General features: G+C 65.9%; 18 protein-coding genes. 13 read left to right on the top strand and 5 right to left on the bottom strand.

Annotated features, from left to right (window positions below; genetic code table 11):
• Positions 1 to 11: 11 nt before the first annotated feature.
• Positions 12 to 881: an FAD binding domain-containing protein gene (locus tag QHC78_RS20355; RefSeq protein WP_319747862.1), complete on the bottom strand. Its 870-nt coding sequence runs from the start codon at positions 879 to 881 to the stop codon at positions 12 to 14.
• A 79-nt stretch (positions 882 to 960) separates the two neighbouring features.
• On the opposite strand from QHC78_RS20355, the gene QHC78_RS20360 reads away from it, so the two are divergent.
• Positions 961 to 1,866, top strand: a complete 906-nt coding sequence (locus QHC78_RS20360; RefSeq protein ID WP_319747864.1) for a polysaccharide deacetylase family protein — start codon at positions 961 to 963, stop codon at positions 1,864 to 1,866.
• 40 nt (positions 1,867 to 1,906) lie between these two features.
• On the opposite strand, the gene QHC78_RS20365 is transcribed toward QHC78_RS20360, so the two are convergent.
• Positions 1,907 to 3,175: an amidase gene (locus tag QHC78_RS20365; RefSeq protein WP_319747866.1), complete on the bottom strand. Its 1,269-nt coding sequence runs from the start codon at positions 3,173 to 3,175 to the stop codon at positions 1,907 to 1,909.
• Positions 3,176 to 3,532: 357 nt separating this feature from the next.
• Here QHC78_RS20365 and QHC78_RS20370 point away from each other — a divergent pair, with 357 nt between their 5' ends.
• The 7 genes from QHC78_RS20370 (at position 3,533) to QHC78_RS20400 (ending at position 10,975) form a co-directional block, all read left to right on the top strand.
• Complete coding sequence (locus QHC78_RS20370; RefSeq protein ID WP_319747868.1) at positions 3,533 to 5,197, top strand: amidohydrolase; 1,665 nt, start codon at positions 3,533 to 3,535, stop codon at positions 5,195 to 5,197.
• Between the two features lie 177 nt (positions 5,198 to 5,374).
• Positions 5,375 to 6,370, top strand: a complete 996-nt coding sequence (locus QHC78_RS20375; RefSeq protein ID WP_319747869.1) for a tripartite tricarboxylate transporter substrate binding protein — start codon at positions 5,375 to 5,377, stop codon at positions 6,368 to 6,370.
• Positions 6,371 to 6,468: 98 nt separating this feature from the next.
• The gene (locus tag QHC78_RS20380) at positions 6,469 to 7,533 is read left to right on the top strand and encodes an aromatic ring-hydroxylating dioxygenase subunit alpha (RefSeq protein ID WP_319747871.1); all 1,065 of its coding nucleotides are present in this window, start codon (positions 6,469 to 6,471) and stop codon (positions 7,531 to 7,533) included.
• 44 nt (positions 7,534 to 7,577) lie between these two features.
• Entirely contained in the window at positions 7,578 to 8,111 is a 534-nt protein-coding gene (locus QHC78_RS20385) for a 3-hydroxyanthranilate 3,4-dioxygenase (protein WP_319747873.1), read from the top strand.
• A 15-nt stretch (positions 8,112 to 8,126) separates the two neighbouring features.
• On the top strand, positions 8,127 to 8,792 hold the full coding sequence (locus QHC78_RS20390; RefSeq protein ID WP_319747875.1) for a cysteine hydrolase family protein: 666 nt from the start codon (positions 8,127 to 8,129) through the stop codon (positions 8,790 to 8,792).
• A gap of 27 nt (positions 8,793 to 8,819) precedes the next feature.
• Positions 8,820 to 9,749 carry an MBL fold metallo-hydrolase gene (locus tag QHC78_RS20395; protein WP_319747877.1) on the top strand — a complete coding sequence of 310 codons (930 nt, stop codon included), beginning with the start codon at positions 8,820 to 8,822 and terminating at the stop codon, positions 9,747 to 9,749.
• A gap of 17 nt (positions 9,750 to 9,766) precedes the next feature.
• Positions 9,767 to 10,975 (top strand): LysR family transcriptional regulator, encoded by a 1,209-nt coding sequence (locus QHC78_RS20400; RefSeq protein WP_319747879.1) that lies wholly within the window; start codon positions 9,767 to 9,769, stop codon positions 10,973 to 10,975.
• Here QHC78_RS20400 and QHC78_RS20405 read toward each other — a convergent pair.
• Positions 10,972 to 12,432, bottom strand: a complete 1,461-nt coding sequence (locus tag QHC78_RS20405; RefSeq protein WP_319747881.1) for a catalase — start codon at positions 12,430 to 12,432, stop codon at positions 10,972 to 10,974. The two genes, QHC78_RS20400 and QHC78_RS20405, sit on opposite strands and share 4 nt — an antisense overlap.
• 167 nt (positions 12,433 to 12,599) lie before the next feature.
• Positions 12,600 to 13,076, bottom strand: a complete 477-nt coding sequence (locus QHC78_RS20410; RefSeq protein WP_319747883.1) for an RrF2 family transcriptional regulator — start codon at positions 13,074 to 13,076, stop codon at positions 12,600 to 12,602.
• 179 nt (positions 13,077 to 13,255) lie between these two features.
• Here QHC78_RS20410 and QHC78_RS20415 point away from each other — a divergent pair, with 179 nt between their 5' ends.
• Positions 13,256 to 14,488: an NAD(P)/FAD-dependent oxidoreductase gene (locus QHC78_RS20415; protein ID WP_319747885.1), complete on the top strand. Its 1,233-nt coding sequence runs from the start codon at positions 13,256 to 13,258 to the stop codon at positions 14,486 to 14,488.
• Here QHC78_RS20415 and QHC78_RS20420 read toward each other — a convergent pair.
• The gene (locus tag QHC78_RS20420) at positions 14,485 to 15,660 is read right to left on the bottom strand and encodes an MFS transporter (protein WP_319747886.1); all 1,176 of its coding nucleotides are present in this window, start codon (positions 15,658 to 15,660) and stop codon (positions 14,485 to 14,487) included. The two genes, QHC78_RS20415 and QHC78_RS20420, sit on opposite strands and share 4 nt — an antisense overlap.
• 671 nt (positions 15,661 to 16,331) lie before the next feature.
• On the opposite strand from QHC78_RS20420, the gene rpsL reads away from it, so the two are divergent.
• The 4 genes from rpsL to QHC78_RS20440 all read left to right on the top strand — a co-directional run.
• The gene (rpsL, locus tag QHC78_RS20425; RefSeq protein ID WP_087779991.1) at positions 16,332 to 16,709 is read left to right on the top strand and encodes a 30S ribosomal protein S12; all 378 of its coding nucleotides are present in this window, start codon (positions 16,332 to 16,334) and stop codon (positions 16,707 to 16,709) included.
• A gap of 184 nt (positions 16,710 to 16,893) precedes the next feature.
• Entirely contained in the window at positions 16,894 to 17,364 is a 471-nt protein-coding gene (rpsG, locus tag QHC78_RS20430) for a 30S ribosomal protein S7 (protein WP_319747889.1), read from the top strand.
• Between the two features lie 77 nt (positions 17,365 to 17,441).
• Positions 17,442 to 19,544: an elongation factor G gene (gene fusA / locus QHC78_RS20435; protein ID WP_319747891.1), complete on the top strand. Its 2,103-nt coding sequence runs from the start codon at positions 17,442 to 17,444 to the stop codon at positions 19,542 to 19,544.
• Positions 19,545 to 19,598: 54 nt separating this feature from the next.
• Positions 19,599 to 19,752: GTP-binding protein (locus QHC78_RS20440; RefSeq protein WP_319747893.1), on the top strand; the 154-nt coding region annotated here is incomplete at its 3' end.

Here is a 19,752-nt window from a genome sequence, read left to right on the forward strand (position 1 = left end):
CGGTGCCTGGGTCAGGGCGTGAATCGGGCGGCGCGGGCGAGCGCCCGTTCCACGGAGGTTCGGACCAGCGCGCGCCGGTAGTCGAGTTCCGCCTCGGACGAGCCTATGGTGGGTTCGACGTTCCGCGCGGCCACGGCGGCGACCTGCTTGAAGAGGGCGGCTGCGGGCGGCTGGCCGTCGCAGGCGGCCTCGGCCTGCGGCGCGCGCAGGGCCTGGCCTGCCACGCCGCCGATGCCGATGCGGACCTGGCGCATGAGGCCACCCTGCAGCTCGAAGACCGCCAGGCACATGGCCTGCGCGAAGTCGCCGGCGCGGCGGCTGATTTCGTCAAACCCGAATCGGGTGTCCGGGCCCAGGACGGGCAGCCGGGCGCCGGTCAGGATTTCTTCGGGGGCCAGCGCGGTGGTCATGTAGCCCTGGAAGAAATCCGCGGCCGGGATGGTGCGCATGCCATGGATGCTTTGCGCCTGCATGTGGGCATCGAGCGTGGTCGCGACCAGGCACCATTCCGATGCGCCATCGGCATTGGCGAGGCTGCCGCAGAAAGTGCCGCGCGTGCGGATGGGCAGGTGGGCGATATGGCGCATCACGGCGCGCAACAGCTCACGCAGCGGGCCCGCGACCGGGGCCGAGGCCAGCTGGGCGTGGCGGACGCACGCGCCGATGTGCAGGAAGGCCCCGTCGGTTTCGAAGCGGCGCAGGGCTTCGATGCCGTTGATGTCGACCAGATGGTTGGGACGCGCGAGCCGCAGGGCCATGGCCGGCACCAGGGTCTGCCCGCCGGCGATCACCCGGCCTTCGTCGTTCGACACTTCGGCCAGGATAGCGAGCGCTTCTTCCAGCGTGCGGGGCGCGTGGTGCGTGAAAGTACCCGGCTTCATTCAGCCATCCTTAAAAGTGTCTTTTGTTCATATATTGGAATTATAATTATTTTTGGAACATCCGCAACGAGTGAGCGCCATGCACCTTCCCCACCACAATCGCTACCCCTATAGCTCGATAAACGCCCGTACCGACTACAGCTGGCCCGAGGGCAAGCGCCTGGCGTTCTATATCGGCCTCAACATCGAACGCTTCGCTTTCGGGACGGGACTGACCCATAACCTGACCGTGCCCATTCCCGCACCAGACCAGCGCGCCTTTTGCTGGACCGAGTACGGCAACCGGGTCGGGGTGTTCCGGCTGTTCGACCTGTTCGACAGCCTGGGCCTGCCGGCCTCGCACCTGATCAATACCTCGCTGTTCGACTACGCGCCGGAGATCGTCGCCGGCATCAATGGCCGCGGCGACGAGATCATCGGCCATGGCCGCACGAACGCCGAGCGCCACGGGCAGATGTGGGAAGAGGACGAGGCGCGTTTCCTGGCGCTGGTGCGCGACGAGATCGCCGATAAGGCGGGGCAGCAGGTGCGGGGCTGGATGGCGCCATGGATGTCCGTCAGCCACGTCACGCCCGATCTGCTGCAGGAGGCGGGTTTCAAGTTCGTGATGGATTGGCCGGCGGACGACCAGCCGTTGTGGATGAAGACGCGCAGCGGACGCATTATGTCCGTACCGTATCCGCTGGAATTGAACGATTCGCCGCAAATGCTGGTGCGGCATGCCACGCCGTCCGCGTTCGAGCAGATGCTGATCGACCAGTTCGAGGAAATGCTGGAGCAAAGCGCCAAGCAGCCGCTGGTGTGCGGCCTGGCCCTGCACGCCATGGTGGTGGGGCAGCCTTATCGCCTGCGCGCCTTGCGGCGTGCCCTGCAGTACATCGCCGATCACCCGCGCCGCGGGGAAATCTGGTTTACCCGGCCCGGGGCGATCTACGACCATTGCGCGGCTTTGCCGGAGGGGACGCTGGCGGGCTGCCGGCCGTAGCCCGCCAAGCCTGGGCCCCGCGGGGAGGCCCGCTTCGACCTCAGGCCATGATGTGCTGAAGCCAGCGCGCCCAGGCCAGCAACTGGGCGTCCTGGCCGCGGCGCGCCACGAGCTGGATGCCCAGCGGCAGGCCGTCCGGACCCGTGCCGGCCGGAACCGTTACGCAGGGCACGTGCAAGGACGTCCACAACCGGTTGAACGTCGAGCTGCCGGTGTCGGCGAGTCCTTTTGGCGCCTGTCCCGGCGCGGACGGGGTCAGGATGAAGTCCAGCTCGCCCAGGCACGCATCGAACGCCTCGCGGCATCGCGCCTGGCCGGCATAGGCGGCATTCAGGGCCGCTTCGCCGGTTGCCAGCCCCTGGTCCAGCAGTCCGCGCAGGTCGGCGCTGATGTCCTCGCGCCGGTAGGCCAGCTCCCAGCCCAGCGACATGGCGCTTTCGCGGAATTGCACGGTGGTGTGGTAGGAGGTGTACAAGGCGTCGAACTCTGCGGGTAGTTCGAACGGAACTGGCGGCACGCCATGGCCTGCGAGCGTGTCCCGCAGCCGCTCGACGAGCGCCACGGTCTCGGGCTGGGCCCCGTCCCAGGCGGGGGATAGGTAGATGCCGACGCGCGGCAGGCGTTCGGTCTTTCTTTCCGGATCGCCCAGGTCGCGCCGCGCCATTGCCCCGGCAAACAGCGCGCAGTCCGCTACGCTGCGGGCCATGACGCCTATGGTGTCCAGGCTTTCCGACATCAGCTTCATGCCGGCGCGCGGAATCAGGCCGAAGGTGGGCTTGTAGCCTACGATGCCGCAGTAGGCGGCCGGCCGGATCGTGCTGCCGGCGGTCTGGGTGCCGATTGCCACTGGGAAATAGAAGTCTGCCACGGCGGCGGCCGAGCCGCTGCTCGAGCCGCCCGGGGTGTGCGCGGGGTTGTGCGGGTTGGTGGTGGGCCCGGGCTTGCGTACGGCGAACTCCGTCGTGACCGTCTTGCCCAGCATGACCGCGCCTTCGCTGCGTGCCCAGGCAACTGCAGCCGCGTCCGCCCGTGGCCGGTGTCCTTGCCAGATGCCCGAGGCATATTGCGCCGGCAGGTCGGCGGTATCGAGTACGTCCTTGACGCCGAAAGGGATGCCATGCAGGCGGCCGGGACCGGCACGCTGCGCAGCCTCGAGGGCCGGTGCAGGGTCGAAATCCACCAGCGCCCTGGTTTGCGTTTCGCGCGCGGCGATCCGTTCCAGGCACGACTCCATCAAGGTCCTGGCATCGAGCCTGCCGCTCGCGATCAGACGCAAGGCCTCGGTCGCGGTCAAACGAAAGGGTTCCATTGTGAGTTCTCTCAGCTGCTGAAGGCCTATTGTCGTCGAGGACGATGCGTCCGGCGACCGCGGCCTGTTCCAGGCTGCGCAGGGTAAGGCTTGTGCACGGAGATGCCTAGAGCCCCGCGGGGCAAGAGGGCGTCACGTTTCGTGAAGGGCGCGGAGATACGGTCCACCCATAAGCAGATTCGGGCGGCGCGTCAGTCTTTTGTGCCATTGGCCTCCTTCAGATTTCTGATAATGACCCGGCCTGACCGAGATGTCGCTCACGCCGACGGCGCTCGGACCGGCGGAGTTCGGCCGCGTCGTGGCGCGCCACCCGGGCTATCGGGATGACGTCATGAAGAAAGTGGGGAAGATATGAGCATGCGCGCCGACCATATCCTGTCCGGCCAGGTCCTGACGCTCGACGATGCCGGCACCCGCGCCGAGGCGGTTGCCATTGCCGGGGGGCGAATACTCGCCACCGGTACGCGGCAGGCCATGCTCGAACTGCGCGGCCCGCATACAGTCGTCAGGGACTTCCCGGCAGCGACGCTGATACCCGGCTTCAACGATGCGCATGCCCACATGGATTCTATCGGCACCCGATTGCTGCGACCGTCGCTGGAGGGGGCCCGCAGCATCGCCGATGTGCTGGCACGGATCAAGGCGCTGGCGCGCAACACGCGGGCGGGCGAATGGATAGTGACCATGCCCGTAGGCGGGCCGCCCTATTACTTCGAAGGGCATGCCACCCTGCAAGAGGGACGCCTGCCGAATCGCTACGAGCTCGATAGTGTCGCGCCGGACCATCCCGTCTATATCCCGGCACCCGGCGGCTACTGGGGCCAGCCGCCATGCCACGCGGCCATGAATTCCCTGGGGCTGCGGCTCAACGGCATCGACCGCGATACGGTGCCGTCCTCGCCCAACATCGTGATCCAGAAGGACGAGGGCGGCGAGCCGCTGGGCGTGTTCACCGAATTGGGCTATGTTCATCTCCTCGAGCCCGACCTGTTGCCAGCCGTGCCGAGGTTTACCTACGTGCAGCGGCGCGACGGCATCCTGCGGGCGATGGCGCTGTATCACCGTGCGGGCATCACCAGTATCTACGAAGGCCACGGTTGCGCGCCCGAAGTGCTGGCGGCCTATCGCGAAGCCTGGGAGCATGGGGACTTGACCATGCGTACCGCGATGACGCTCAGCCCGCGCTGGCGTAACGAGCAGGAAGCCGCGCTGGCCATGCGCGACTGGATGCCCTTGCTGCGGGGGCGCGGCATGGGCGATGCCATGTTCCGCGTGTCCGGCGTATTCGTAGCGCACGGCGGCGACCCGTGCGTGCGGGCGATCCAGCATCGCGAACTGGACTACATGGGATGGTCGGGCTATGTGCAGCAGGTCAACTCCACGGAGGAGTTCGAGGCCTTGTGCATGTTGGCCGGACAGTACGACTTGCGTGTACACACCGTGGTGTCGGACAAGCTCGCGAAGATCGTGCCCGTGATGGAACGCGTGGCGCGCCGTTTCCCGATCGGCGAGCGGCGCTGGGTACTGGAACACATCAGCCGCTCCACGCCCGAGGACCTGACGGCGATCCGGCGCCTGGGGCTGGCGACGACGCTGATTCCCGCGCAATACCTGTGGAAGCACGGAACGCCTTTCCTGACCATCGACGAGCAGGCCATGGACTACCTGTCGCCGGCCAGGCAGTTGTTCGAGCTGGGCGTACCGGTGGCAGCAGGAACAGATTCGGTGCCCTACGACCCCCTTTTCTGCCTGTGGTCCATGACGACGCGTCGCGAGCGCACGACGGGGCGCGTGATGGGGCCGGGCGGCATCGTATCGAACGAAGTGGCGCTGCGGCTGGTTACCCGCGCGGGGGCCTGGCTGACGTTCGAGGAACGGGAGAAGGGCCAGCTGGTGCCCGGCCACTATGCGGATATCGCGGTGCTGTCGGGCGACCCGGTCACTGCGCAGGGGGATGCCCTGCGCGAGCTGTCGTGCCTGGCAACGATGGTGGGTGGCCGCTGGGTTCACGGGGAAGCATGATGAACGTCATCCGTTCGTACCGGCATTCATGAGAGCGGGCATTCGAAGCTGCCATAAGAAGATTGACGAGTGGAAGAACCATTTTGCGGCGCGACCGCACGCCAAGCGTACGAGAATGGCAGAAGCAGGCGGGCAACGGACCGCCTTCCCTTTCTTCCTTTCATCGGGGGATTCGGCATGAACAGTTCTTTCCTGGCGGCAGGCCGCCTGCTGGCGGTGGCTGTCGCGCTCGTGATGTTTGTGCCCGCTGCCGCTCGAGCGAGCGAGGCCGCAGGCTGGCCCAACCGTCTGATCAAACTGGTCGTGCCGTTTCCGGCTGGCAGCATGACCGACCGCATCGGGCGCGTCATCGCCCAGCAACTGGGCGCATCGTTCGGGCAGTCGGTCGTGGTGGAGAACCGGCCGGGCGCCGGTGCCACGATCGGCACCGACTATGTGGCCAAGGCCGACCCCGACGGCTATACGTTCCTTTTGGGTGCCAATGCGCCGCTTGCGGTCAACGTTGCGTTCATGAAGCTGCCCTATGACCCCGTCAAGAGCTTCGAGCCCGTCAGCCTGGTGGCCACTGTGCCCAACGTGCTGCTGGTGGGACCGAAGGTGCAGGCCACGACATTGCGCGACCTGCTGGCCCTGGCCAGGGCCAATCCCGGCAAGCTCACCTATACCTCCGCGGGCATCGGCACGGTCGGACATTTAGGCATGGAAATGCTGGGGTCGATGGCGGATGCCCAGTTCCTGCACATTCCGGCGAAGGGGCCGGTGCAGGCGCTGCAGGATGTCGCGGGCGGGCACGTGGATATCCTGGTCGACAGCATCGCTCTGTCGGCGCCGCTTATCAGGGACGGCCGCTTGCGGGGGCTTGCGCTGACCGGGACCGAGCGCTCGCCCGCCATGCCGGACTTGCCGACCGTGTCCGAGGCGGGCGTTCCGCGATATGAACTGCTTCTGTGGTTCGCGCTTTTTGCGCCGGCCGGCACGCCCCAGCCCATCGTGGATAAGGTGCATGCCGCGACTGCGCGTGCCTTTGCCGATCCGGCAGTGCGTGATCCGTTCACGCGCGACGGAGTGAATATCGTTGCCGGCACGCCGCAGGAGCTGGCGGCTTTCCAGCGCTCGGAAATCGACAAGTTCAGGAAACTGATCAGCACACTCAACCTGAACCTCGGCCAATAGACACGAGAGGGTGGCGCCGCAGCGGATGCCTTGGTCAATCAGGCCCGGTCGCTCGGCATCCGGGTCACGTCGACGGGATTGCCCGGCAGGAGACATGGATGTTCTTGAAAAACGCATGGTATGTGGCCTGTGCGGCCGGCGATATCGCTTCCAAACCGCTGGGCCGTATGGTCTGCGGCGAGCAAATGGTGCTTTACCGCGGCCCTGACGGTAAGCCCGCCGCGCTGGAGGATTTCTGTCCCCATCGAGGGGCGGCCCTGTCGCTGGGTTTCACCCGTCCGGACGGCAATCTGGTATGCGGCTACCACGGGCTGGTCGTCGGGACCGACGGCAAGTGTCTTTCCATGGCGGGTCAGCGCGTGGGCGGCATCTCGTCCATCCGGAGCTTTCCGGTGGAGGAGCGCTACGGTTTCATCTGGGTGTGGCCGGGCGATACGGCCCAGGCCGACGCAGCGAAGTTGCCCTACCTACACTGGGGAGAAAACCCGGAGTGGGTCTACGGTGGCGGCCTCTATCACGTCGCGTGCGACTATCGCCTGATGATCGACAATCTGATGGACCTGACGCACGAGACCTACGTACACGCGGGCAGCATCGGGCAGGCGGAAATCGAGGAGGCTCCACCGACCACCAAGGTCGAGGGCAGCGAGGTCGTGACCAGTCGCTTCATGAACAATATCAAGCCACCCGCATTCTGGGCCGCCACGCTGCGCGGCTATGGCGTAGCCGACGACCTGTTGTGCGACCGTTGGCAAATCTGCCGCTTTTCGCCGCCAAGCCACATCATGATCGACGTGGGGGTGGCCCACGCGGGTCTTGGCGGCTATGACGCGCCACCCGGCCGCAAGGCGTCGAGCATCGTCGTGAACTTTCTTACGCCCGAGACCGAGACCTCGATGTGGTACTTCTGGGGCATGGCGCGCGACTTCAAGATCGACGACGAAGCGCTTACCGAAATGATCCGTCAGGGGCAGGCCAGAATCTTCAAGGAAGACCTGGACGTGTTGGAGGCGCAGCAGCGCAACCTCGCGCGATGCCCCGGACGCCGGCTGACGAATATGAGCATAGATTCCGGCGGTGTACGGTCACGCGCGCTTATCGAGCGCCTGCTGGCCGAGGAGGCCCGCCCCAGCCCGGTCTCCGGGCCAGCGGTTGGCGCCTGAGCGGCCATTTTCCCGGTTCTTAGCGGAACATCCGAGGACATCCGATGAAAACCTTTCCCAGTCTGCAATGGTCGATGCCGCAGATCGATCTGCAGGAAGTCATGGACTACTTGAGCAGCACCGACGAGCGGCGCACCTATCCGCTGTGGCAGGACGACGATTGCCTCTGTTTCGTGGCGCGGGGCCGCGAATACCGCAGCGAGTTCCACCTGAATCCCAGCCATGAAATGCAATACTCGCTCAAGGGAGACCTGCATTTGCACTACCGGACGCCGGAAGGCGTCGAGAAGGTGGCCGTCGTGCCGGAAGGGCATTGCTTGTACCAGCCTCCGATGGTGCCGCATTCACCGCGGTTCCCGCCGGATGCTTTCCAGCTGGTGATCGAACGCAAGCGGCGGCCCGGGGAGATCGACCGTTTCCACTGGTTCTGCCCGTCGTGCGACAACCTGCTGCACGAGGAAACCTTCATCGTCAGCGATTACGGTGCCGATCCCGTGTCGCGGGCCTACGATAATTTCTGGGGCTCGCTCGAGTTTCGCACCTGCAAGAAGTGCGGGACGGTGATGCCCGACCGTTGAGGTGAGCAACAAGCCATGAGCATCATCCTACGCACGCTCGCCGAGCAGGTGCAGCCGCGCCATACCGCGCTGGTCGTGGTCGACATGCAGAACGACTTCTGCGAGCAAGGCGGCTACCTGCAACGGACTCGTGCCGAAAGCGGCCGCAATCCCATCCGCGTCGATGAGAACGCGGCGATTGCCGAGCGCATCGGCCGGCTCGCCGCAGCCGCGCGGGACGCCGGCGCCACCGTCGCGTGGCTGCGGTCGATATATGACTACAAATACCTGGCCGATGCGCACATTGCCATGCGCGAAGGCGAGGGCTGCTGCATGGAGGGGACGTGGGGCGCGGATTTCTTCCGGATCCGTCCGCAACCGGACGACCTGGTGGTCGATAAGCACACGTTCAGCGGCTTTCACGGCACCAACCTGCACGAACAGTTTCAAGCCCGCGGGATCAAGACCCTGGTGATGACCGGAGTCGCCACCAACGTATGCGTGGACTCGACATTGCGCCACGGTTTTTTCCTCGGCTACTACATCGTGGTGGCGGAGGACTGCGTGGGAAGCGGGAACCGGACCGGTCACGAAGGCACCTTGTCCACGGTACGGGTCAATTTCGGTTCGGTGGTGGCGGCCGGCGAACTGCTGCGGTTGTTCGGCCAGCATGCCGGGGCTGCGATCGGACACGACCGATGACGGGTTACTTCTTGCGATAATGTTTTCATGAACATTGCGACTTCGCTGTTCGCCGCCGCTCCTATGCATCGCCTGCGCATCGGCGACGTATCGATCGCGCGCGTCGAGGACTACCACGGTCCCGGCTTGCCCGGCACCGGCATGTTCCCGGCGCTGCGGCCCGATATGTGGCAAGCCCAGCAGGACTGGCTGGTCCCGCATTTCTACGACCCCGCCAGCAGCAGGCTGCGCACCAGCATCCACAGCTGGCTGGTCGTCACGCCGCGCCACAAGATCCTGATCGACGCCTGTATCGGCAATCACAAGAACCGGCCGTCCGATCCGCGTTTCCACATGCGCGACGAGCCCTGGCTGGAACGCCTGGCGGCCGCGGGCGCCCATCCGGATGAGATCGATTTCGTCATGTGCACCCACTTCCACGCCGACCATGTCGGCTGGAACACCCGACTGGTGGATGGCCGCTGGGTCCCGACCTTCCGGAATGCGCGCTACCTGTTCAAGCGCGACGAGTTCGACCGGTGGGACGAGCGCCGGCCGGACTACGTCCCGCGCGAGTCGCAACGCTTCGTGTTCGGCGACAGCGTGCTGCCGGTGGTCGAGGCGGGCCAGGCCATACTGATCGACGACGGCTACGCGGTGGATGACCGGCTGACGGTCGAGCCGGCGCCAGGCCATACGCCGGGCAATGCCACGATCCGGCTGCGCGCGGCAGGCGAGCAGGCTTTGTTCAGCGGCGACGTCATCCACCACCCGATTCAGTTGCCTTATCCCGAATTGTGCTCCGTCTTCGACGACGATCCGGTCCAGGGTCTCGCCACGCGGCTGGCGGTGCTCGATGCCGCCGCGGCCAGCGGGATATTGCTGCTGCCCACGCATTTCGCCGCGCCGTTTTGCTGCCGGATCGACGTCGCCCACGCCGCGGGCGAGCGCTATCGCCCCCGCTGGCCGGCCGGCTAGGCGCCGGCGCGAGCGGCATGCTGCACACCAAGCACTTGCGGCCCTTCCTGGCGGTGGTCCGCCATGGCAACCTGACGCGTGCCAGCGAAGAGCTTCGCCGCGCCCAGTCGGCGGTGTCGCGATCGATCCAGGAGCTGGAGTCGTGGTTCGGCGTCGCCTTGTTCGAACGCGGCGCACGCCAGTGGCTATTGACGGACTTCGGCCAGGCGCTGTTCCGGCGGGTGGAGCTGGCCTTTGCCGAACTGCAGGAGGCCAGCGAAGCCCTGTGCGCCTGCTATCCGGAGTCGGCCGCCCGGCTGCGCGCAGCGCCTTTCTTCTCGCTTGCCGTGCATGAGCGGCGGCTCGAGCTGCTCTTCGCCTTCACCGAGCGCAAGCACATCAGCACGGCGGCCGCGGCCGTCGGCGTCTCGCAGCCTGCAGCCAGCATGGCACTCTACGATCTCGAGGCCAGTGTCGGGGTGCCCTTGTTCGATCGCGCCCACGCCGGCGTCGCGCTGAACGAATCCGGCGAATTGCTGCTGGCTCACGTCAAGCGGGCGTTGGCGCAGCTGCGGCTGGCGGCAACGGAGATCTCGGCGCTCAAGGGCGTGATCGAAGGCCAGGTGGTCGTGGGAGCGTTGCCATTCAGCCGCCCGTACGTGCTGCCGGTTGCCATCGGGCGTGTCCTCGCCTCGCATCCCCGCCTGCAAGTGCGGACGCTGGAAGCGCCCATGGAAGCACTGACGACGGGCTTGCGGCTGGGCGACGTGGATTTCCTCGTCGGGGCGCTGCCGGTCGAGCCGGTGGAGACGGCCTTGGTGGCCGAGCACCTGGTGCGCGAACCGATGGCGGTCCTGGCCCGCAGCGATCACCCGCTGGCACGCCGGCAGGCGCTGGACCTGGCCGATCTGCTGGAGGCTTCGTGGGTGCTGTCGCGGCCCGGCACGCCGACGCGGGAAGCGCTGAGCGCCTGCCTGGCCCAGAACGGGCTTACCGAACCGCGCGTGGCGGTGGAGTCGTCGGATATCTCCATCATCCGCGGCCTATTGCTCGAGACAGACATGATTACTGCCGCTTCGCGTCAGCTGTTCCCGCACGAACTGAAGGCCGGCATACTGGCGACGCTGCCCGTGGAGCTGCCGGGAACCGAGCGTTCCATGGGCATCTTGCGCCGCACCCCCGGGCATTCTTCGCCCGGGGCGCAGCTTCTCATCGAGGAGATCCGCCGGGTCTGCCGGCCGGATTAGCGGTCCTTGTACCGCGCCTCGATGCGTTGGCCGATGTTCGCATCGACGTTCTTCCAGTACTCGAAAACGCGTTCGAGCACCGGCGACCGTACGCCGGACCGGAGCGTGCCCACGACCGTCTCGACCAGGCGTTCGCGCTGGGCGTCGTCGAAGACGTCCCGCACCAGCGTGCCGGCCTGGCCGAAGTCGTCGTCGTCCTTGCGCAGCGTATAGGCTTCACGCACCAGGCTGCCGTCCGCCTCCCAGCTTTCGTCCATCGCCCCGGTCTGGTCGGCCCAGTTGCGGCCTTCGCTGTTAGGCGCGTAGGTCGCGGCGTTGCCCGCGTGGTCGTAGGCCATGTTGCCGTCGAACATATAGGTGTTGACAGGAATCCGCGGCCGGTTGACGGGCAATTGATGGAAGTTGGTACCGATGCGCGCCCGCTGGGCGTCGTTGTACGCAAAGGCCCGGCCCAGCAGCATCTTGTCGGGCGACAGGCCGATGCCGGGTACGGTATTGCCCGGCGAGAACGCAGCCTGCTCGATCTCGGCGAAGAAGTTCGAGGGATTGCGGTTCAGCGTCATGACGCCGACCTTGATCAGGGGATAGTCCTTGTGGGGCCACACCTTCGTCAGGTCGAAAGGATTGAAGCGGTAGGTCTTGGCGTCCGCATAGGGCATGACCTGCACCGACAGCACCCATTTGGGATGGTCGCCGCGGGCGATGGCATCGAACAGGTCGCGCCGGTGGTAGTCGGCGTCCATGCCGGCAATGCGCGCGGCGTCTTCGTTGCTGAGGTTCTTGACGCCTTGCTGGCTGTGGAAGTGGTACTTGACCCAGAACTTCTCGCCGGCGGCGTTGACCCACATGTAGGTGTGCGAGCCGAAGCCGTTCATGTGGCGGTAGGTTTCCGGCAGGCCGCGGTCGCCCATCAGGTAGGTGACCTGGTGGGCCGTCTCCGGATTGAGCGTCCAGAAATCCCACTGCATGTGGGCATCGCGCAGGCCCGAATCGGGCAGCCGCTTCTGGCTGCGGATGAAGTGGGGGAACTTCATCGGGTCGCGTACGAAGAAGACCGGGGTATTGTTGCCGACGAGGTCGTAATTGCCCTCGGTGGTATAGAACTTCAGCGAGAAGCCGCGCACGTCGCGCCAGGTGTCCGGGCTGCCGGCCTCGCCCGCGACAGTGGAGAAGCGGGCCAGCATCTCGGTCTTACAGCCTTTCTGGAACAGCGCCGCCTTGGTGTAGCGGGAAACGTCCTCGGTGGTCTCGAATACGCCGAAGGCGCCGGAGCCCTTCGCATGGGGTTGGCGCTCGGGGACTTTTTCCCGGTTGAAGTGCGCCATTTGTTCCAGGAAGTGGACATCGTGCAGGACGAGGGGACCGTCGCGGCCGACGGTCAACGAATTCCGGTCGCTCGGGGCCGGGGCGCCCGCGCCGGTGGTGCTGTGTCCTGAAGTAGAGAGTTTGTCGCTCATCGCAAGGCTCCTGGGTTGACAGGGAGAGGCACGAGCATTTGTCGTTTTTCCCCCGAGATTCCCCATGCTAGCGAAGAAGCCTGGCTATCCCGGCATGAACTTCCTTACCTCGTGAAACGAGTTGTAACGATGGCGCGGCCGCAGAAGGCGGGGGCAACGGCGCGGCGTCAGGCAGGGCCCCCGGCGTGCCAACGCACGGTTCTTTCGGCAGCGCTGCGCGGCGCCTGCTCCATCATCATGGCTATCGTCTGGCGCGACAGTTCATGGCGCCAGGCTGCCTCGGCGCTGCGCATGGCCGACGCAATGGCGCACGGCCGCCGGCATTCGGCGGCGCTTGCCGCGCCTTCCCCCTGTCGCCGGATCTCGGCGCAGCGGAAAGGCGCTTCCGGCCCCTCGATGGCATCGACGACGTCCAGCAGCGTGATCTCCGCAGGCGCCCTGGCCAGCCGGAAGCCTCCCTTGGGGCCGGCCGAGGACGCCAGGATGCCCGCCCGGGCCAGGGCCTGCAGCGATTTGTTCAGATAGGCCGCCGGCAGCCCGAACCGGGCGGCCAGCCTGGCGGTAGAGACGACCCGGTCCTGGCCGATCCAGCCCAGCGCTACGCAGCAATGCAGCCCCCATTCCACGCCTTCGCTCATTCTCATGTCAGGTACCTTCCGATAAACCAGGACTTTCCGGATCCAGATTGTAGTTGACGAGCAAAGGACACCGTATCAAAATTTCCATAATCTAGTTAATAACTATCCAGATATTGATCGTGCCGGACCCCATCGCCGGGAGGGCGGGCGGGACCTCCCGATCCTCTTGCCAAGGAGCTATCCAGATGAAACGCATCGTTGTCTTGGGAGGCGGGTTCGCCGGACTGTGGAGCGCGGTCGGGGCCGCCAGGAAGCTGGACGAACACGGTGTCCGTCCGGATGAGGTCAGGGTTACGCTGGTGGACCAGAACGACTTCCATAGCATTCGCGTGCGCAACTACGAAGAAGATCTGGACGCGACGATCGTGCCGCTTGCCCAGGTACTGGATCCTGCCGGCGTCGAGCGTATCCGTGGCGAGGTGACCGGCATCGATGCGGAACACCGGGCCGTGCGCGTGCGGACGGATGCCGGCGTGCAGGTGCTGCACTACGACCGATTGGTGTATGCGTTGGGCAGCCGGCTGCGGCAGCCACCTATCCCTGGTCTGCAGGAGCACGCCTTCGATATCGACACCTACCAGGAAGCCCGGCGGCTGCAGGCCCATCTGCGCGGGCTGGCCGGCCAGGCAGGCGATCCTGAGCGCTTGCGCGTACTGGTGGTCGGCGCCGGCCTGACCGGCGTCGAACTTGCCTGCGAATTGCCGGCCAGGCTCGGAAAACTGTCTGCCCAGGCGTCCGACCGGCCGGCACCGCAGGTGATCCTGGGCGACGCCAGTCCTTTCATCGGGTCGGACATGGGCGGCGAGGCGCGAACCGTGATTGCGAAGGCGCTGGCAGCGCTGAGAGTCGAAACCCGAACCGGGATCGCGGTCGCTTCGGTGGACCGGGGCGGCGTGACGCTGGCCGATGGCAGCCGGATCGACGCCGCCACTGTCGTCTGGTGTGCCGGCCTGCGGGCCCATGAGCTGGGCGAAGCGCTGCCCGGCCAGAAAGACGCCCTTGGCCGCCTGGAGGTGGACGAGTTCATGCGGGTGCGGGGCGTTCCGGGCGTATTCGCCGCGGGGGATGCGGCCCGCGCGGTGCTGGATGGCACGCATGCCTCCGTCATGTCCTGCCAGCACAGCCGGCCCATGGGCCGGCATGCCGGCCACAACGTAGCGGCGGACCTCATTGGCCAACCCATGTTGCCGCTGCATATAGACCGGTACTCCACCGTACTCGACCTGGGGCCGTGGGGCGCCGTTTATACCGACGGCTGGGACCGCCGGGTGATCGCCGCTGGCGCGCCGGCCAAGGAGACCAAGCGGATCATCAACCGCCAGCGCGTCTATCCCCCGTTGAGCGGCGATCGGGCGCAACTCCTGGCTGCGGCGGCGCCCGTGGTGGAGGGGCCGCCGCAAGTGGCACGCCCGGCCTAGGCCCGGCTTCGGCGGCTATCGGCGAACAGCCGGACGACGCACCAGCAGAGCGGCAGCGCCAGCATGGCAAAGCCGGCGCGATAGCTGCCGCTCAGGTCCGACACCAGGCCGAACAAAGGCGGGCCCGCTACCACCCCGAGGAAGGTAATGGCCGAAGCCCCGCCGGTAATCGTGCCCGCCATGCCCTGGGGCGCGCGCCGGGCCAGTTCCGCGAGGTAGACCCCGTTCCAGCCGATGGCCGCGGCGCCGAATGCGCCCAGCAGGACCAGCAACGCGCGCGCTGAAATCGTGGCGGGCATGAGGGTCGCGACAATGGAGCACGCCAGGCTGAGCGTGCCTAGCAGCGCCAGCGTCCTGAGCGCGCCCAGCCCGCGGTCGGCCACCCAGCCCCAGCCGATACGGCCTACCACCCCGGCGAGCTGGCAGACGGAAGAGGCCAGCCCCGCCGCCACGAGCGTCATGCCGAGCTCGGCATGCAGGAAGGTCACCGTATAGGTGGTGAGCGAGACCTGCACGGCGGAATACAAGAGCGAACATATCGCCAGCGAGCGCAGGGGGCGGTGCGCCCAGACCTGGCGCAATGGCGCCAGAATGCCCGGCGAGCCGGCGGTATCGGGTGCGGCCAGGCCCGTGTCCAGGCCGCGGCGCAACGGCTGCGCCACGATCGCGCAGGCGGCGCAGGCGAGCGCGACCACGCCTATCGCCCATTGCCAGTCCGTGCGCATGGCAACCAGCGGAACCAGCGCGCTGGCCAGCATGCCGCCCAGCGGCACGCCGGTTTGCTTGAGGGAGAAGATGAGCGCCATGTGCCGTGGTGAACTGGTCTGGGCCAGCAGGTGCGAGCTGGCTGGCGTGATGGGGCCATAGCCCAAGCCGAGTATCAGCGCGCCGGCCAGCATGAGCGCCAGCTGGGCGCTGCTGGACAGGACCAGCCCGGCCGCAATCAGCAGCAGCCCGAGCTGGCTGGCACGGATGGCGCCCCACCGCGGCACCAGGCTGCCGGCGGCCAGGCTCCCCAGCACGGCGCCGATATAGGCCACGCTAATGTAATAGCCGACGAAAACGGCGGACACTCCCAGCGTCGTTCCTACCGCAGGTGCGACCATGGGCAGCGCCAGCAGCGCCATCGAGGCGGTCGCCTGGACGGCCAGGGTCAAGATCAGGCCAAGCATGCGTGGGGTCGGGGAGGGTGGGGCAGCGCGGACGCGCGTTTGTCCGGGCAAGTGGAGTCAGAGGTCTGCAACTGCATGTCCATCCTGATCGTGAGCTGCACCTGCCTGGACCGCAGGGGCATGGGGGTCTTCTGGTCGAGAGGCGCCTGCAGGCGGGCTTCGCGTCCGGCCCGGCACCGTGCCGCGCCCAGTATACTGGGCCGAAGGCGCGTCCCTTCCCGTGCAAACCGCTCCGGCGGCGCCAGCCGTACCCGGCACGATGCCTGCGCGGTTACAGCGTTGTGCCCGCGAGACGCCGGTCCCGATCGGATCCCCGGCCGCTGCGTTGACAGCTTGTTATTGTGCGGGCTATCATGGCAAGCTCTCTGGAGTCGGCTCGCCCGGGCCGCGCGTTCTTTGATGTGCAGAACTGCAATATCTGGCAGGTATAAATCGCCCGGATATCTCGCCAGCTCTGCCTTTCTCAAGAGCCGCGTCGCGGCGTTCCTCCCCCAGCAGGTGATTTTCATGCCGCACGATCGGGCGGCCCGTGCATGCTTCCTCTTCCGGTTTTCCCCGGTGGCGGCTTCTTGCGCGAGGCCGCGCTGCCGGGCGGCTTGTTGTAGACGTCTGCACCTTGTGACGTAGGTTCAGACCCAACCCAGACCCCGAAAGGTTACGGAAGAGGGCTTATGCCAACTATCAGCCAACTCGTGCGCAAGCCGCGCGAATCCAGTCATGCCAAGAGCAAGTCGCCTGCTCTTGAAAGCAGCCCGCAGCGTCGCGGCGTCTGCACCCGTGTCTACACCACGACCCCGAAGAAGCCGAACTCGGCGCTGCGTAAGGTCGCCAAGGTGCGCCTGACCAACGGCTACGAGGTGATCTCGTATATCGGCGGTGAAGGCCACAACCTGCAGGAGCACTCGGTGGTATTGGTGCGCGGCGGCCGGGTGAAGGATCTCCCGGGCGTGCGCTACCACATCGTCCGCGGCTCGCTGGATCTGCAGGGCGTGAAGGACCGCAAGCAGGCACGTTCGAAGTACGGTGCCAAGCGCCCCAAGAAGGCCTGATCGTCCGGCCCTGCCTTCACTGGCAATAACGCAAGCAGCAACCAAGCAACAACGTTACGTCGCCGCGTCCTGTCCTGGTTTGCAGGGCGGCACGAGTAAGGGGCCCGTCGGGGCGCAAGCTCTCTGGACCGGCCACGGCCGCAGGCGAAAGCCGGCGGTTCAACTGAAGACATAGGAAGTAGAAATGCCTCGTCGTCGCGAAGTACCCAAGCGTGAAATCCTGCCCGATCCCAAGTTCGGCAGCGTGGAACTCGCCAAATTCATGAACGTCGTGATGCTCTCCGGCAAGAAGGCCGTTGCAGAGCGCATCGTTTATGGCGCCCTCGACCAGATCCAGACCAAGACCGGCAAAGACCCCATCGAGGTGTTCGGTCAGGCGATCGGCAACGTCAAGCCCATCGTCGAGGTCAAGAGCCGTCGCGTGGGCGGCGCCAACTACCAAGTGCCGGTTGAAGTGCGCCCCGTGCGCCGCCTGGCCTTGGCCATGCGTTGGATCCGCGAGTCCGCCAAGAAGCGTGGCGAAAAGTCCATGGACCTGCGTTTGGCAGGCGAGCTGATGGACGCCGCGGAAGGGCGCGGCGGCGCGGTCAAGAAGCGCGACGATACGCACAAGATGGCCGAGGCCAACAAGGCCTTCAGCCACTTCCGCTGGTAATCCGGCACCTTTTGTTTTTCATGGCCCGCGGCCGATCGTCGCGGGCCGACTAGCCCCGTCATCAAGGAAATCCGATCATGGCCCGCAAGACCCCGATCGAGCGCTACCGCAACATCGGCATCTCTGCGCACATCGACGCAGGGAAGACCACCACCACCGAACGTATCCTGTTCTATACGGGCGTCAACCACAAGCTCGGCGAAGTGCACGACGGCGCCGCGACGATGGACTGGATGGAGCAGGAGCAGGAGCGCGGTATCACGATTACCTCGGCCGCCACGACCTGCTTCTGGAAGGGCATGGCCGGTAATTTTCCCGAGCACCGCCTGAACATCATCGACACCCCGGGGCACGTGGACTTCACGATCGAGGTCGAGCGCTCGATGCGCGTGCTCGACGGCGCGTGCATGGTCTATTGCGCCGTGGGCGGCGTGCAGCCCCAGTCCGAGACGGTCTGGCGCCAGGCCAACAAGTACGGCGTCCCCCGTCTGGCGTTCGTCAACAAGATGGACCGGACCGGCGCGAACTTCTTCAAGGTGTACGAGCAGATGCGCCTGCGCCTGAAGGCCAATCCGGTGCCCCTGCAAGTGCCTATCGGCGCCGAGGATTCGTTCAAGGGCGTGGTCGACCTGGTCAAGATGAAGGCGATCCTGTGGGACGAAGCCAGCCAGGGTACCAAGTTCGAGTACGGCGACATCCCCGCCGATCTCGTGGACACCTGCAACGAGTGGCACGAGAAGCTGGTCGAGGCCGCTGCCGAGTCGTCCGAAGAGCTGATGAACAAGTACCTGGAAACGGGCGAACTGACGGAAGCCGAGATCAAGTCGGCCATCCGCCAGCGCACCATCGCCGGCGAAATCCAGCCCATGCTGTGCGGCTCCGCGTTCAAGAACAAGGGCGTGCAGGCCATGCTCGACGCCGTCGTCGAGTACCTGCCGTCGCCGGTCGACATCCCGCCCGTCGAGGGCACCGATGCCAACGACCAGCCGGTCATCCGCAAGGCGGACGACAAGGAAAAGTTCTCGGCGCTCGCGTTCAAGCTCATGACCGACCCGTTCGTCGGCCAGCTGACCTTCATCCGCGTCTACTCGGGCGTGCTGTCCTCGGGCGATACGGTCTACAACGCGATCAAGGGCAAGAAAGAGCGTATCGGCCGTCTGCTGCAAATGCACGCCAACCAGCGCGACGAGATCAAGGAAGTGCTGGCGGGCGACATCGCCGCCGCGGTCGGCCTGAAGGAAGTCACCACGGGCGAAACCCTGTGCGACCCCGAAGCCATCGTGACGCTGGAGAAGATGGAGTTCCCCGAGCCCGTGATCGCGCAGGCCGTCGAACCCAAGACCAAGGCCGACCAGGAGAAGATGGGCATCGCCCTGAACCGCCTGGCTCAGGAAGATCCGTCGTTCCGCGTGCGTACCGACGAGGAGTCGGGCCAGACCATCATCTCGGGCATGGGCGAATTGCACCTCGAGATCATCGTCGACCGCATGAAGCGCGAATTCGGTGTCGAGGCCAACGTCGGCAAGCCGCAGGTGGCCTACCGCGAAACCATCCGCAAGGTCTGCGAAGAGTCCGAAGGCAAGTTCGTCAAGCAGTCGGGCGGCCGCGGCCAGTACGGTCACGTCGTGCTCAAGATCGAGCCGCTCGAGCCCGGTGGCGGTTTCGAGTTCGTCGACGCCATCAAGGGCGGCGTGGTGCCGCGCGAATTCATCCCGGCGGTCGAGAAGGGTTGTATCGAAACCCTGCAGGCCGGCGTGATGGCCGGATACCCGGTGGTGGACGTCAAGGTGACGCTGTTCTTCGGTTCGTACCACGACGTGGACTCGAACGAAAACGCGTTCAAGATGGCGGCCTCGATGGCCTTCAAGGACGGCATGCGCAAGGCCAACCCCGTGCTGCTGGAACCCATGATGGCCGTGGAAGTCGAGACGCCTGAGGATTATGCCGGTACCGTGATGGGCGATCTGTCCTCGCGCCGCGGCATGGTCCAGGGCATGGACGACATGGTTGGCGGCGGCAAGATCATCAAGGCCGAGGTCCCGCTGGCCGAGATGTTCGGCTACTCCACGGCGCTGCGTTCCGCGACCCAGGGTCGCGCCACGTACACGATGGAGTTCAAGCATTACGCGGAAGCGCCGAAGAACGTCGCCGACGCAATCATTAGCGCTCGCGCCAAGTAAGGCGCAGGGCAGAGTATTCGTTTAACCTCCAGGCAAACTGCAGGAAGAGAGAACATGGCAAAAGGCAAGTTTGAGCGTACCAAGCCGCACGTGAACGTTGGCACGATCGGTCACGTTGACCACGGCAAGACGACGTTGACGGCGGCGATCACGACGGTGCTGTCGAACAAGTTTGGCGGGGAAGCCAAGGCGTACGACCAGATCGATG

Origin of the sequence: Pigmentiphaga sp. (genome assembly GCF_033795525.1) — a bacterium.
GTDB lineage: Bacteria > Pseudomonadota > Gammaproteobacteria > Burkholderiales > Burkholderiaceae_B > Pigmentiphaga.

Excerpts from the sequence above, each read along its gene's own strand:
- QHC78_RS20355 (WP_319747862.1), bottom strand. The coding sequence starts at position 881 with ATGAAGCCGGGTACTTTCACGCACCACGCGCCCCGCACGCTGGAAGAA.
- QHC78_RS20360 (WP_319747864.1), top strand. The coding sequence starts at position 961 with ATGCACCTTCCCCACCACAATCGCTACCCCTATAGCTCGATAAACGCC.
- QHC78_RS20365 (WP_319747866.1), bottom strand. The coding sequence starts at position 3,175 with ATGGAACCCTTTCGTTTGACCGCGACCGAGGCCTTGCGTCTGATCGCG.
- QHC78_RS20370 (WP_319747868.1), top strand. The coding sequence starts at position 3,533 with ATGCGCGCCGACCATATCCTGTCCGGCCAGGTCCTGACGCTCGACGAT.
- QHC78_RS20375 (WP_319747869.1), top strand. The coding sequence starts at position 5,375 with ATGAACAGTTCTTTCCTGGCGGCAGGCCGCCTGCTGGCGGTGGCTGTC.
- QHC78_RS20380 (WP_319747871.1), top strand. The coding sequence starts at position 6,469 with ATGTTCTTGAAAAACGCATGGTATGTGGCCTGTGCGGCCGGCGATATC.
- QHC78_RS20385 (WP_319747873.1), top strand. The coding sequence starts at position 7,578 with ATGAAAACCTTTCCCAGTCTGCAATGGTCGATGCCGCAGATCGATCTG.
- QHC78_RS20390 (WP_319747875.1), top strand. The coding sequence starts at position 8,127 with ATGAGCATCATCCTACGCACGCTCGCCGAGCAGGTGCAGCCGCGCCAT.
- QHC78_RS20395 (WP_319747877.1), top strand. The coding sequence starts at position 8,820 with ATGAACATTGCGACTTCGCTGTTCGCCGCCGCTCCTATGCATCGCCTG.
- QHC78_RS20400 (WP_319747879.1), top strand. The coding sequence starts at position 9,767 with ATGCTGCACACCAAGCACTTGCGGCCCTTCCTGGCGGTGGTCCGCCAT.
- QHC78_RS20405 (WP_319747881.1), bottom strand. The coding sequence starts at position 12,432 with ATGAGCGACAAACTCTCTACTTCAGGACACAGCACCACCGGCGCGGGC.
- QHC78_RS20410 (WP_319747883.1), bottom strand. The coding sequence starts at position 13,076 with ATGAGAATGAGCGAAGGCGTGGAATGGGGGCTGCATTGCTGCGTAGCG.
- QHC78_RS20415 (WP_319747885.1), top strand. The coding sequence starts at position 13,256 with ATGAAACGCATCGTTGTCTTGGGAGGCGGGTTCGCCGGACTGTGGAGC.
- QHC78_RS20420 (WP_319747886.1), bottom strand. The coding sequence starts at position 15,660 with ATGCTTGGCCTGATCTTGACCCTGGCCGTCCAGGCGACCGCCTCGATG.
- rpsL (WP_087779991.1), top strand. The coding sequence starts at position 16,332 with ATGCCAACTATCAGCCAACTCGTGCGCAAGCCGCGCGAATCCAGTCAT.
- rpsG (WP_319747889.1), top strand. The coding sequence starts at position 16,894 with ATGCCTCGTCGTCGCGAAGTACCCAAGCGTGAAATCCTGCCCGATCCC.
- fusA (WP_319747891.1), top strand. The coding sequence starts at position 17,442 with ATGGCCCGCAAGACCCCGATCGAGCGCTACCGCAACATCGGCATCTCT.